The following is a 14,318-nucleotide window of genomic DNA, read 5'->3' on the forward strand; positions in this document are numbered from 1 at the left end:
TCAGTTTGATTTTCGAACTCTCTCTAGCATCAAAAAAGCAAATTTCCACCGATTTTTCAAAAGAAAAAGCTCGATCTTATCTGCTTTAGACGCGGTTCCTATTTTGCGGTACTTATCAAGAAAGTCATAATATTCACTTGCCAAAAACGAATCGATATAATTCAACTGTGCCTCTAGTTTTGGAGCATTTTTGCTTACAACTGAACGTATACTGGCTAACGCAATTGAACCGATCATCTGCTCGATTTTTTTCTTATCTGCGCCATTGTAGAGATTCTTTTCTTGGTAGAGCTTTAAAAAGATAGAATCCATCATCCGCCTTCTTTGTAGCTCATATGGATTAAAGCTCGATGAAAGGCTTCCGTTGCCTCTCTTAAAATATCGATACAATGGTATATCCGTTCCTTCAATTGTTTCTGCCACCATGAACATCTCACAGTTGAATAAAAAATCTTCTCCAAGACGAACATCTTCCCTAAAATAAATATTATTTTGTTTTAGAAAATCCAATCGATACCATTTATTCCATAAATAATGCAAATATACAGCTTTGCTTTCCACTGTAAGATTTTTTAAAACACTTTGTATCGTCGTTTCACCTTGATCAGGCACAGTCAATGTTTGAATAGCTTCATTATTTTGATTTACCACATCCGCTATAGCTGTGATTGCACAACTCTTTGATACTTTTGCTTTTTCAAACATTGCAGACAGCGCATTTTCCTCTACTAGATCATCCGAATCCACAAACTGCACGAACACACCACTCGCTTTTTTCAAAGCGTAATTTCTGGCTTTTGACGGACCACCGTTCGGAACATGATATGTTTTTACAGCTTCATTTTCCATCGACAGCCTATCACATAAAGCTGCGCTCCCATCCGTAGAACCATCGTCAATAAGAAGAATTTCATAATCCGAAAACTGCTGATTCAAAATACTATTGACGCAGTCTTCAAGATACTTTTCTGCATTGTACACCGGGATAATCACACTTAAATAGATCATTTTTACTCCCAAAGTTTGAGCACCTTTAAAATTTTGCGTTTCACTCTAAAGCGTGTTCCACCATAAATTGTATATTTTTTGAGTGCATGCTCAAATCCATTATTGTGATAGTCCTTCCAAAACGCATCGTAAAACTTTGGTTTATGAGCAGGACGCGTCATATTACAACTTACAGCTTTTTCTGTATCTGTTTCAAAAAGATTTATTGGAGCCTGTTTTAACAGAGCCTCCCCCTTTTCTGTATGTGTAATAATAAGTGAGCATCCTACATTATCATCTTTAAAGTTTGGATGGCATTTCTCAACACCCCAAAAATCGGCGATTGTTAAATCTGCCGGTCTTTTTACTATCTCACTGTACTTACAGTCATAGCAGCACTCTCGTAAAGCAATATGTGAATACATCACCTCAGCCCAATAATTTTCGTGAACAATACACCCATTGTGAAACTGATAAGTTTCACAATGGGTATGCCATCCGGCATACCCATTGTCTCTGAAATTCAAAGACAACAGGCTGCTATTATGAATGTTTTCTAGTCTTTTTAGGTTTTCTTTATAAAGTCCCGGACTCGGAACACCATGGCATATTAAGTCCACTGTTGTTAACCCGACCGTATTGATACGACGTGTCTGAAGATAATGAAGCAGTCCATCGATTATGCAGGATGTCCCAGAATACAAGACCTCTTTGCCCGCAAGCAAATCTCTTGCACATTCCGTGAAAGTTCTTTCAACATTACTCTGCACATACTTGCTCCCCTGAAGCAATGCAATTTCACTCAAGTCAACAATTCTCTTCTGTTTTACCTCAAAATCCTTATCGATTGCAGCTCCATATACAGTTCCTTTCCTTTTTAGAACTACTTCAGCGAGCGCAGCGAATGCACCGCCAGATTGGCTTTTTTCCCGCACATTGTTATTCTCGTGTATTCCTCCCCATCCTTTTATTTCATGGACTGGAACATTTTCTAATGCTGTATAGCACGGACACGCTTTCTCACACAGCCCACATTGGATACATTTTCCTTGATTCACAACTGGATAGGAAAAGCCACGTTCGTCTACAGCTAACGAAATAGCATCCCGAGGACAAATATTCAAACAGGAAAGACATCCACTACAGGGTATTTTTGCAGAATTGATCATTGTGCACCTATCCTCTCCACTCATAATCTCCAACATTCAGCAAGTCAGATTTTTGGATTCCTGTACAACTGCAATCATCATTGCAATCGCCATAATGTAAAAGAAAAATTCGTTTGCGTCATATATTCCGTTTCCGGAATATCCATAAATTACAAACCATATCTGCACAAAGATAGCATACAAAGAAACCCGAACTGATGTAGAATCTAGTTGCTTTCGGTATTTCAAATATTCAACGCATGACCATATAAGTGCATAGAAAAAAAATGAAACGAGAATTAATGTTCCAACCAATCCAGTCTCTGAGATGAGACCATAGTATATATTATGGGTAAGATATTTTCCCGCCCATAACTCAGATCGATAAAAGCTACCCGTATAAACAGCAAATGTTGCAAATCCTGTTCCAAAAAGTTTATGTGAAAGGAATATGCTCATTGCCACCTTCCACATTCCACTTCTTCCACTTGTGCGAGTAAACTCATCCCCTCCAGCGTTAAGTTGCACAGTACGTGTCACTAACTCTCGGATGGGTGGAAATACATTATAAAGAATCAACAGTGACACACCTAACACTACAGCTATTTTGGCTGCTTTCTGTGTTTTATGCCTATCACTTGTAATTAGGTACATTCCTACCAGACATAAAATAGCTAGCAAAGAAAATGTCCGCTTTCCGCTGACAAACACACATGTTAATGATAGTAAATATCCAATCATGTTGACAAAGTTTTTGCGATTTTCAAAATAGTCAATAACGAATATAATGCAAGCAATTGACATCATCATGCCAACGGCCTGATAATCCCCCAGTAGACCTCCAGATTTTTTCCCGGTCAGAATGGTCATAAGTAATGCTGAGAGTCCCGCAATCCAGCTATATCCTTTAAACAATGAAATTATAATATCATAGACTTTTACATGCGTCAGCAATATAAGAAAAATCGTATAAACGCAATATCGTCTTGCATAAATCAGTGTTAGACCCTTATCAAAGGAAAAACGGCTTTGAAAAATCAGAAAAGTCGCGAATGCTCCCAGCAACCATACGAGAATCCGATTTGTACGATTTACTACAACCTCTCTCCCCAGCCTCTTAAAGACACATGTGGAACACATTACGAGAACCATAATAAGCATCATATTCGTAACATATCCCAAGATGGGAGTGTTTCCACAAAATGTACATAGCAAAGTAAGAATAACAAAAATTTTTGTTGTCAGATTAAGTTTTTTGAACTGAGGCCACCAGCGCAGTCTGATTTTCATTTTCTCTTCCTCGATCTACGATTCTCTTTAGATAATCCTTTGATCTTTCAATATGCGTATTAAGTTTTTCACCGATCTCGCTATACTTCACTTGATCGTATACTTCTTCTTTTAGTTCGAACACGTCATCTAATCCACACATTTTTATCAGTGAAGTAAGCCGCTCATTCAATTCTGGGTAAGCCTTCTTCAAAATTGGAATCAGCTTTCGATTATATATAATCGAAAATGCCGCAGCATGGAAAGAGTCTGTGACAACATATTCCGCCGATCGAATTGCCGAAACAAACTCCTGCGGTCCCATGTCACGAATTATCTTTCCTTTTACGGGGCATCGCCAACTTGCTGGCACACACACAATCGGAAGTCCTGTTTTCTCAGAGAGTCTTTTGGCTTCATCATAAACAGATGACTCATGAAGGCAGTATACAAAAATATATGGTTTAGCACTTTTAGACTCTTTCGCAATTCGATTCCACTGCTCAACTTTCAGCAAAAACACCGGGTCAACTACAACTTCTGGTATCTTCCCAAGTTTTTCACACAATTCTACCGCTGTGCTGTCTTCTCTTACTGATAGAAACTCGAAACGTTTCAATTCATCGCGACAGTCCACTGCTGTATCTTTATACAATTCCTTTTTTCCAACACTTGCGGCATAGGAAGCCCTTTTAGTATAGTCAGTGAAATTCAAAAAAAACGCTTTATCATGTCCTGTAAGATCAAGATTCCAAACCTGATCACTTCCAGTTATTATCATCGAGAAATCTTTTTCAATTTCACTCAGATCCTCTAATGTGTAACACGGGGCTGTTACACTGATATATTTTTTTTGGAACTGGCGAAATTTGTGCTCTCTGATAGCCTGCATCGGAAAATGCAAAATATCTGATGCCAAACTCTTACCTGTTAGCGGAGTATGAATCAATTTATACGACTCTTCAAGTTTTTTACACCGATAATCAATAACACTTGCTTTTTCACCTATATCCTCTATAGCGCATTGCAACGCATAAGATTGTAGTGCTGCTCCGCAATTTATTGCTCGATGAAACGTAATTGTTGCAATCATATTTTTTATTCCTTTGATATCCCAAAGATAGCTCTTTTAAATCTTAGCAACTTTCTATATGTGCTAATTCCAAATGCTTTCTTTATTTTGCTTTGTATTTTTCTTTTTTTCAACTGCTTATCCGTCATCCAGCTAGACGCATAGTGATGAACGGAAAGTGTTTTCGATGTAATATCATATTCGTGTGTATTCACATCAAATCCACAGAACAATTCTGACGGATAGATTATCATATCCTGTATTTTCTGATAATCGTCCTTTATTTCATATCCCTTTTTCAAGAGTATCTCTTTTACTCTTGTATTGATTGTGGCCTCTGCAGTCAACTTTCCATCATGAAACCCATCATATTTATAAGACTTCAACACCATTTGGCTTAACCAATGCCCACAAGGAAGTGCAATAATCAATCCCGGTGCAACAATTCCGTTATTATCAACTGCCGTAAAAGGCGACTCAAAATACTTAGCGGGAATTTCTTTTAGAATTTCAACATCTGTGTCCAAATACAATCCGCCAAATCGATTTAAAATGTCAAACCTTGCATAATCTGAAACAAACGCCCATTTTTTTGCAGCATATGCCTGTTCTACATATTCACAACAATGAACATCATAGTTGTTTTCATTCCACTCTTTGATTTCCCAGTCAGGCATATACTTTTTCCAAGATGTAATGCACTTTGTAACAATCTCAGGCTTGGGATTATTTCCAAACCAAAAATAGTGAATCACTTTAGGTATATTGTTCATACGGCTTTATCCTTCTATTCGCTCTGCATAATTTTTATATGTTGATTAAGCTTCTTAGGAGTAAATCAATCCTTTATCATTTTTGCCGGCACCCTCCGCATTTCATAGGGTGGAATATTTCTTGTCGCTACACTTCCAGCTGCAATAATTGCCCCTTCATGGATATGAACACCTTTCAATATAGTGCTGTTACAGCCAATTCAGACAACATTATCAATTACAACGTCCTGATCACAATCCAATGGCTTTTCACTTTCTTTTATAGAGTTGATACTTCATCCGACAACATTTGTCGGATGATTTCCTGTGATTATTGTTACTCCGGGGTCAAAGATGACATTATCTCCAATGTGTATTTTTGCTCGTGTTATCCAAAATAACGCTCGTGGTCCAATCTCGGTATGGTTTCCTACCGCAATATTATTTAACGGCTTAAGTTCACATCCTGCGCCAATTTTCACCATTTCTCCGCAAGAAGAAAAGCCTTTTTCATCCCCGGCTCAATTAATAACTTGTTGAATCCTCTTCGAAAAATGTCCAGAATTCTATATCCTAATTTCATGCTTGTGCATCATACAGTTTCTCAACTGCATCAATATGACTCTTTAATGAATACTCTTCGGCAATAATTCTCGCACTGTTTTCGGATAACTTGTTTGCTAAATTACTATTTTTGAGAATCTTAATAATTGCCGCCGCCATTCCTTCAACATCTCCTGGGATAAAAGTAAATCCATTTATATTGTTTCTCACAATTGAAGGAATTCCACCAACATTAGATGCAACAATAGGCAACCCGCATCCCATTGCTTCTAAAATTGACATTGGCATAGCTTCTGAATATGATGGCAGAAAAAACACCTTTGCTCTCTCTAGCCATTCCTTCTTTTTCTCACCTTCTATCCATCCTAAAAATTTAAAATGATTTATATTTACAAGCTTTCCAAGCTTTTCGAGTTCTCCCACTCCACCCAAAATAAACTGAGCATCTGGTACCTCTCGTAAAACTATCTCTGAAATTCGGGGCATATCGAAACACCCTTTTTTTTCTGTAACAAAGCCAAGGAACAATACAATATTTTCGTTTCTGTTCTTGTAGTTGTGTATTGCTGATGTTTCTAAGATGCCATAGTTCTCAATAACAGCTACTTGCTTATCAGGAACGATTTGTTTTAGATTTTCCTCTGCTGATTCGTTCAAGACAATAAATATATCACATTTTTCGTATGTTTTCTGAATCATCCGTTTCTTGTAGTTAGGAGCTTTAAAATAGAACTCGTCATAGTATGATCCATGAATATGGTTTACAATTTTAAGGTTGAACAATCTCCCGAGGTCTATAAAGAATTTCTTCCTATAAAAACTGCCGCCGAAGGAAGAATGAATATGGATAATATCTGCTCTCCAAAAAATCAAAGCATATAAATACTTAAAAATCGACTTTAAATATATTGCAACTTTTTTTATTATCTTTCCATCACAATAGGTTTCTATAAATCGCACATCGTAATCTTCTGTCAATTGAGAATTCTGATAGCCATTGACTACAGCTGTAATCCCGCCCTTGGCCGTAAAGCTCGGAACCACCATGCAGACTTTTTTTTTCATCTTTTTTCAACCTTCTCTTTTATCAGATAAAAAATAAATTTTGAATTTGTTTCTGCATACCGCTTAAACAATCTCTTTGGTTCCTTGCTCCAGCGATACAACCATTCTAAGCTGTGATCCTGCATCCACTGCGGTGCACGCGGAATCACTCCAGAAATAACATTAAATGCTCCACCGACAGCTATCCAAACGGCATTTGTTTTTTTACTAAGTTTCGCACAAAATTTTTCTTGACGTGGTGCACCGAGTGCAACCCATACAAAGTCCGCCTTCGATTCGTTGATTCTATCGCACAGTTCCGTTTCTTCTTGTATCGTCAACGGCCTAAACAACGATGGCTCACAGCCGACAATAGATAATTGCGGATAATTCACTTTTAAGTATTCGAGTAGTGCATTCAGATTTTCTTGCGTTGTTCCATAAAAATAGTGACGAGCATCACTTTTTTCTGTAGTAGCAATCACTTGCTCCATAAAATCAGGACCGGTCACTCGCCCCATTTCCGAATACCCGCGACGAACTCCAACGCTAGATAAGGGTTTTCCGTCTGGCAAAGTCATAAATGAATTGTTTTGAACCGCTTGATAGTCCAAATTCTCATGTGCTGTTACAGTAGTATGAACATTACATGCGCAAACATATCCTCCTCTTGCTTTGTCCATGTTTTCTAACAAATATTGAATTGCGGTTTCTTTGTTAACAGCCGAAATTTCAACACCTAATATATTTACTCGTCGCATAGCATTCTCACTTTGTAACTCAGTATTTTCTCCACACCATCTTATTGACCACATTCACATATCCCTGAATGATGCGAACCACCTTCATGGACACGGTTTCGTCCACATAGTCGGGGCAGGGCTTACCCAGAACGCCCTTCTGTTTCATTTCAATCGCCATATCGGTGGCGTTGAGCAGTTCCCGAGTGGTAATACCAGCCAAAATGAAGTCACCGGCTTCCAGCGCCTCAGGGCGTTCCGTACTGGTACGGATGCACACGGCGGCGATGGGATGACCAATGGACAGATAGAAGCTGCTCTCCTCGGGCAGAGTGCCAGAGTCGGAGACGATTGCTAAAGCGTTCATTTGCAGCTTGTTGTAGTCGTTGAAGCCCAGCGGCTCATTGACCCGGACACGAGGGTCAAGCTGGAAGCCGCTCTGTTCCAGACGGTGCTTGCTTCTGGGATGGCAGGAGTACAGGATGGGCATATCGTACTTCTCTGCCAGAGCGTTGATAGCGGTAAACAGGCTCAGGAAGTTCTTTTCGGAATCGATGTTTTCTTCCCGGTGGGCGGACAGCAAAATGTACTTATCCTTTTCCAGTCCCAGACGTTCCAGCACATCGCTCTTCTGGATCTTCTCCAGATTCATGTGCAGCACTTCTGCCATGGGAGAGCCGGTCTGGTAGGTACGCTCCTTGGGCAGGCCGGTATCCGCCAGATACTTCCGGGCGAACTCGGAATAGCACATATTCACATCAGAGATCACATCAACGATACGGCGGTTGGTCTCTTCCGGCAGGCACTCGTCCTTGCAGCGGTTGCCTGCCTCCATGTGAAACAGAGGGATATGCAACCGCTTTGCGCTGATTGCAGACAGGCAGGAGTTGGTATCACCCAGCACCAGATAGCCCTCCGGCTGCAATTCAGACAGAAGCTCATAGCTGCGGCCCATGATATTTCCGCAGGTTACGCCTAAATTCTCGCCCACCACGGGAACCAGAATGTCAGGGCCATACTCCCCGAAGGTGTTCTTCAGTTCAAAGTCTTCCCAGAAAACGGTGGAGAGGTTTCTGTCCCAGTTCTGGTTGTAGTACACCACGCAGCAGTCAAAATATTCCCGGCAGCGTTTGATAACCGCAGCCAGACGGATGATCTCCGGACGGGTACCGCAGCCAATCATGACCTTGGTGCGCCCGTCGTTTTTCCATGTAAAATTGTGTTCCATAAAAATCTCCTATCGACAACCAGTATCCTCTCTTACACCGGCTCGAAGAAGGTGTCCGGGTGGTTCGGGTTGAAGATCTCGTTGCAAGTCATCACGGTTACCAGATTTTCCGTTTCCGACAGGTTGATGATGTTGTGGGTCCAGCCCGGAATCATATGGACGGCCTCGATCTTGTCCCCAGAAACCTCAAACTCCACCGTTTCTCCGGTGTTGATGTTCCGTTCCTGAATCAAGCCGTGCCCAGCCACCACAATGAACAGTTCCCACTTGGAGTTGTGCCAGTGCTGTCCTTTCGTGATGCCGGGCTTCGAGATGTTGACGCTCACCTGTCCACAGTCAGCGGTATGAACCAATTCCGTGAAAGAACCACGGTTGTCCACGTTCATCTTCAGGGCATACTTGAACTTGTCCGTCGGCAGATAGGTCAGGTACAGGGAATACAACTTCTTAGCAAAGGAACCGTCTGGCATCTTGGGCATCATAAGCGTACTCGGCTGCGCCTTGAACTCCTGCAGCAGATCTACGATCTCGCCCAGTGTTACCTTGTGTGTCACAGGGACGCAGCAGTAACGACCATCTGCTTGCAGAACAGTCTCCACACCGTCAAATTCACAGTGCTGCTCCTTGCCTTCCAGCAGGTCGAACATCCCTTCTACCAGGTCATCGATGTACAGCAGTTCCAACTCGGTACTGCGGTCATTAACGGTGAAGGGCTCGTCATTGGCAACCGCCCAGCAGAAGGTGCTGACGGCGCTGTTGTACTTGGGGCGGCTGTGGCCCATCAGGTTCACAAAACGGTAGATGGCAACCTTAGCCCCGGTCTCCTGAGCATACTGGAAGAATAGTTCCTCGCCAGCCTTCTTGCTGCGTCCGTACTCGCTGTTGCCGAAACGACCAGCCAGCGTGGCTTGAATGGAAGAAGACAGCATGATGGTTGCCTTGTTGTTGTGCTTTTTCAGGCAGTTCAGCAGGTCGGATGCAAAGCCGAAGTTTCCCTTCATGAAGTCTTCCGGGTTCTCCGGGCGATTCACGCCTGCCAGATTGAATACGAAGTCTGCTTTCTGGCAGTATTCGTCCAGCTCCTCCGGGGTGGAGTCCAAATCGTACTCGTAGATTTCTTTAATATCCAATGCCGGGCGAGTCTTGTTTTTCCCATCCCGGATGTTTTTCAGGTTGTTGCACAGGGCGGTTCCCACCATGCCCTTGGCACCTGTGACTAGAATGTTCATTCTCTCACCTCTTAGTGTACTGCGGTGCAGTCCGGAATATCTGCGCCGTCCGGCACAGTTGCATGATTGCAGATGGTGCAGTTGCTGCCAATGCGGGTAAAGTTGCCCACGGTCGCACCAGTGCGGATCACACTGTTAGTGTAAATCAGGGCGTAATCCCCTACCGCTGCATCACAGTGGACTTCCGTTCCGGCATTCAGCAAAACACCGTTTCCGACAGAGGCTCCATTTTGGATACAAGCGTTTTGCAGCACCACACAGCCACAGCCGACTTCAGCAAACGGACTGACATAGGCACTGGGAGCAACGATGTTTGGGAACGCATAACCAAGTAATTTTCCTTTCTCATACACCTGTGCCCGGAACTGATTGTTGCCGATGCCGACCACCAGCAAACTGTACTCTTTCCGCAGCTCCGGCAAATCGGCGAGGCCACCAACCACTGGAATGCCACAGATCTCAGCACCCACAGACTGTCCATCATCCACAAAAGCACAATCGTATTGGAGCATCGCCTGCTCCGCCACCATGCGCCCGAAACCACCGGCTCCAACCAGCAGCAGCTTTTCTTTAGACATTCGGGATACCCTTCAGTGCGTTCTGGACATACTCGGTGGTCAGAATCTTCTTGACAGTGCCTTCCACATCCAGTCGCTCGGTGTTGTGGCTGGTGTAAGACTCGTCCGCCATGGTATGTACCTCGCCCTTGACCACGAACTTATCGTAGTTCAGGTCACGGTTGTCAGCGGCAACACGGAAGTAATGACCCATATCCTGGCTGCGCAGACGCTCCTCACGGGTCATCAGGGTCTCGAACAGCTTCTCGCCGTGACGGGTGCCGATGATGTTCGTACCGGTATCGCCGAACAGCTGCTGGACTGCCTTTGCCAGATCGCCGATGGTGGAAGCGTCAGCCTTCTGGATGAACAGGTCGCCGGGGTTGGCGTGCTGGAAGGCGAACATCACCAGATCCACAGCCTCGTCCAGGTTCATCAGGAAGCGGGTCATGTTGGGGTCGGTGATGGTGATGGGGCTGCCAGCCTTGATCTGGTCAATGAACAGAGGGATGACAGAGCCACGGCTGCACATAACGTTGCCATAACGGGTGCAGCAGATGGTGGTGCCACCACGCTCAGCAGCTACACGGGCATTGGCGTAGATGACGTGCTCCATCATAGCCTTAGAGATGCCCATAGCGTTAATGGGGTAAGCTGCCTTATCGGTGGACAGGCAGACAACACGCTTGACACCGGCATCAATGGCGGCGTGCAGGACGTTATCGGTACCGATGATGTTGGTCTGAACGGCCTGCATGGGGAAGAACTCGCAGGAAGGAACCTGCTTCAATGCAGCGGCATGGAAAATGTAGTCAACACCGGGCATTGCGTCACGGATGGACTGGGGATTGCGGACATCGCCGATGTAGAACTTCACCTTTTTGGCGTTCTCCGGGTGCTTGGCCTGAAGCTCGTGACGCATATCATCCTGCTTCTTCTCATCACGAGAGAAGATACGAATCTCCTTCAGGTCAGAATCCAAGAAGTGCTTCAGAACGGTAGAACCAAAAGAACCAGTACCACCAGTGATCATAAGTGTTGCGTTATCAAATGCAGACATTTTTATACTCCTCCATAACATTTCTTTTAAATTTCAATCTATGTTACACATCCTTTTGGATGGTAAAACCAATCTATTGTGACTTTCTTGTCATTTCCTCAGTGCATATTTATTTGCCATGTTTATCCACCTCCTCACCCAAGTGTTAAGTTGTTGAATAGCCCTGTTTCCGCGCAGTCGCTATATTGAAATTCCAATTTTTGTAGCAATCACATAAATATAGCTATCGTTCTTTTTGTGACATCTCATTATCGTATAGCAGACCTCAATCCTGGCTCCAACTGATTTCGTCCTCCAATTCTTCGTCCCTATTGTCACTGCGGCAACGACAAGATAAACATCTTTTTTAAATCTATTTCCTTATGGACAAAAGCAAACAAACCCACGGCGGGTCGCATAAAGGCAATCCACCGTAGGCTTGAACTCTCCTTCAATCTTTATTTGTTGCTCCTTTTTGTGGGTCAAAACAGAGCTTCCAAAAGCCACCTACATATAGCCCTCAGGATTTCCCACTTCTTGCAGTTTTTCAACAAATAAAACTTTTGAAGGACAACTCAAGCCGTCAAAACCCTTTAGTTATCGTAGTTTTTCTTGGTTGACCCTATTATATCTCTAGCCCCAGTTCCAGCCACAGCGATTTTTAAATCCTTAAAATCTCTCATGACTATTTTCTCCTCTTTTTCTGTTTCCTCTTACTTCGAGAACACACTTTTCACATACTCATAGCTGTTAAAATCGCCAACGTCATACCGTTTACCCGGCATGATGTAAGCGTGCATCGGTGTCTGCTTGCTCAGCCATGCGGCAAAGCTACCCGGTGCATCATAGCCACAGCCATTATTCAATGCTTCCTGAATCCGCTTTACATCACAGGCACGATAGCAGTAGAACGGCGGCACAGCCAGATTTCCTTTCGGCTCTTTCGGCTTTTCCTCATAGCTGGTAATCAGGTCATTGCCATCCAACGTGATGATTGCCGTTTTCTGCTGCTTTTTCAGTTCATTTTCCTCATGGCACATCACACAGGAAGTATTCTTTTTCTTTGCAAACTCCACAAACTTGGAAAGACTGAAATTCAGCACATTGTCGCCAGCCATAACCAGCAAATCATCCGCCAGATTCAGCTTTTCCACCGCCAGCTGGATGTCCTTAACTGCGCCCAATCTGCTCTCATTGGTGCTGGTGCCATCGTCGATCACAGTAATCTCATAAGGCCGAGTTTTAACTTTCTCGTTCTTCCAGTCCTCAAAATGCTGTGCGAACTTGTGGTTAGAAATCACCACGAACTCATTAATGTCAGTGGTATCCACTAAATCATCTACCAGCCAGTCAAGGATGGACTTCTCGCCCACTTTCAGGAGCGGCTTCGGGAAATTCTCGGTCAGTGGATAGAGCCGTGTAGCGTAGCCCGCTGCCAAAATTAAGCATTTCATCTATATGTGCTCCCCTCTCACAACTCAACGCCATCTGCGCTCTAACACAGATGGAAACTATACTTTCCATCCAATGCCGGGAACGCTTTCAGATACTCTGCTGTGACCTTTGCTTCAATATCTTCGGCCTTGTCTGGGTCAATCAGCGCCATGCAGCAGCCTTTGAATCCCGCACCGGAGAAGCGGCCACCGTAGATGCCATCGGTATCAGCCATGATTTCATACAGTTTTTTCAGTTCATCACAGCCACATTCATAGCTGTAAATAGATGATTTTCCGCTTTCAAAAACAAGCTGACCGTACCTCTCCAAATCACCTTTACGCCACAGTTCTGCACCCTTTTCGGCACGAGCTAACTCGCTGTAATAGTGTTCTGCGCGTCTACGCCACAATTCTAGCAGACGATCTTTATAGGCTTCAAATACTTCGAAAGGCACATCCCGAAGCCGGGTATTTGCAAAGGTGTCATAGTCCATCCCTGCATAGCCCATTAGTGCATAGGCCGCTGCCTTGCACTCATCCTGCCGCAGATTGTACTTAGAGTTTTTCAAAGAACGCTCCAAGCCAGAGAAGAAGATTGCTACCTTATAAGACTTCATTTTCTCACTGGTGGGGATCAGTTCATAACTATCGTCTTTCGTGTCAAGGTATAGCAAGTGATTTTTCTTAGAAAGTACCTCGCAACTCTGGTCGAGTTTTCCGCAGGAGACACCAACATACTGGTTTTCCGCCGCCTTTGCCGTGAGAATCATCTCCATCGGCTCCAGATGGATGCCGTTCACCTTACACAATGCAGACAAAAAGCAAATAATGACCGAAGCCGACGAGGACAAACCGCCAATCGGCAGGCTACCCTCGATGATGCCAGACAGCCCAACTTTCAGGCGGTACTTTTCTCCCAGCATCTTTGCCGCACCACGCAGATAAATGCAGTTATCAGTATTAACGTCCTACTGCACAAAACACGATTTCCAGAGTAAAATACGGCGCATATTTATGCAAAAGCGATTATATTTGTATGTATATTCAACTCCACCATAGACCATCAGACCTCAACTGATTTTGTTGAGTAGACATTTCTGCACTCTACATACTTAAAAGAAGTAGCCTTTTCAGCATTTCGTATGCTTTTTATTGACCTTTTACAACAATCCTACTTCAGCAAACTGCATTGGCCGCACATTTGTGGGCGCAGCAATGACGACAAAATCCACATCGGCGTATACGGCCTTCAC

General features: G+C 43.5%; 14 protein-coding genes. All 14 read right to left on the reverse strand.

Annotated features, from left to right (window positions below):
• A complete protein-coding gene (locus tag ACNQFG_RS14540) occupies positions 1-1,008 on the reverse strand; it encodes a glycosyltransferase (RefSeq protein ID WP_423405369.1) in 1,008 nt (335 codons plus the stop codon).
• A gap of 2 nt (positions 1,009-1,010) precedes the next feature.
• Positions 1,011-2,156: a Coenzyme F420 hydrogenase/dehydrogenase, beta subunit C-terminal domain gene (locus ACNQFG_RS14545; RefSeq protein WP_423405370.1), complete on the reverse strand. Its 1,146-nt coding sequence runs from the start codon at positions 2,154-2,156 to the stop codon at positions 1,011-1,013.
• Positions 2,157-2,192: 36 nt separating this feature from the next.
• A complete protein-coding gene (locus tag ACNQFG_RS14550) occupies positions 2,193-3,425 on the reverse strand; it encodes an O-antigen ligase family protein (protein WP_302275587.1) in 1,233 nt (410 codons plus the stop codon).
• Positions 3,382-4,497, reverse strand: a complete 1,116-nt coding sequence (locus ACNQFG_RS14555) for a polysaccharide pyruvyl transferase family protein (protein ID WP_423405371.1) — start codon at positions 4,495-4,497, stop codon at positions 3,382-3,384. Before ACNQFG_RS14555 ends, ACNQFG_RS14550 begins: the two co-directional genes overlap by 44 nt.
• Before the next feature lie 5 nt (positions 4,498-4,502).
• The gene (locus ACNQFG_RS14560; protein WP_423405372.1) at positions 4,503-5,249 is read right to left on the reverse strand and encodes a glycosyltransferase family 32 protein; all 747 of its coding nucleotides are present in this window, start codon (positions 5,247-5,249) and stop codon (positions 4,503-4,505) included.
• A gap of 275 nt (positions 5,250-5,524) precedes the next feature.
• Positions 5,525-5,713 (reverse strand): hypothetical protein, encoded by a 189-nt coding sequence (locus ACNQFG_RS14565; protein ID WP_423405373.1) that lies wholly within the window; start codon positions 5,711-5,713, stop codon positions 5,525-5,527.
• Between the two features lie 94 nt (positions 5,714-5,807).
• Positions 5,808-6,857, reverse strand: a complete 1,050-nt coding sequence (locus ACNQFG_RS14570; RefSeq protein WP_302275584.1) for a glycosyltransferase family 4 protein — start codon at positions 6,855-6,857, stop codon at positions 5,808-5,810.
• On the reverse strand, positions 6,854-7,597 hold the full coding sequence (locus tag ACNQFG_RS14575) for a WecB/TagA/CpsF family glycosyltransferase (protein WP_423405374.1): 744 nt from the start codon (positions 7,595-7,597) through the stop codon (positions 6,854-6,856). Before ACNQFG_RS14575 ends, ACNQFG_RS14570 begins: the two co-directional genes overlap by 4 nt.
• A gap of 19 nt (positions 7,598-7,616) precedes the next feature.
• Complete coding sequence (locus tag ACNQFG_RS14580) at positions 7,617-8,804, reverse strand: UDP-N-acetyl glucosamine 2-epimerase (RefSeq protein WP_423404500.1); 1,188 nt, start codon at positions 8,802-8,804, stop codon at positions 7,617-7,619.
• A gap of 32 nt (positions 8,805-8,836) precedes the next feature.
• Entirely contained in the window at positions 8,837-10,033 is a 1,197-nt protein-coding gene (locus tag ACNQFG_RS14585; protein ID WP_423404499.1) for an NAD-dependent epimerase/dehydratase family protein, read from the reverse strand.
• A gap of 11 nt (positions 10,034-10,044) precedes the next feature.
• The gene (locus ACNQFG_RS14590; protein ID WP_302275132.1) at positions 10,045-10,611 is read right to left on the reverse strand and encodes a lipid carrier--UDP-N-acetylgalactosaminyltransferase; all 567 of its coding nucleotides are present in this window, start codon (positions 10,609-10,611) and stop codon (positions 10,045-10,047) included.
• Positions 10,604-11,650: a polysaccharide biosynthesis protein gene (locus tag ACNQFG_RS14595; RefSeq protein ID WP_302275130.1), complete on the reverse strand. Its 1,047-nt coding sequence runs from the start codon at positions 11,648-11,650 to the stop codon at positions 10,604-10,606. Before ACNQFG_RS14595 ends, ACNQFG_RS14590 begins: the two co-directional genes overlap by 8 nt.
• A 692-nt stretch (positions 11,651-12,342) precedes the next feature.
• A complete protein-coding gene (locus tag ACNQFG_RS14600; protein ID WP_423405375.1) occupies positions 12,343-13,083 on the reverse strand; it encodes a nucleotidyltransferase family protein in 741 nt (246 codons plus the stop codon).
• Between the two features lie 41 nt (positions 13,084-13,124).
• A complete protein-coding gene (locus ACNQFG_RS14605) occupies positions 13,125-14,012 on the reverse strand; it encodes a hypothetical protein (RefSeq protein ID WP_423406605.1) in 888 nt (295 codons plus the stop codon).
• Between the last annotated feature and the right edge of the window lie 306 nt (positions 14,013-14,318).

Source organism: Faecalibacterium prausnitzii (assembly GCF_049532945.1).
Taxonomy (GTDB): domain Bacteria; phylum Bacillota; class Clostridia; order Oscillospirales; family Ruminococcaceae; genus Faecalibacterium; species Faecalibacterium prausnitzii_N.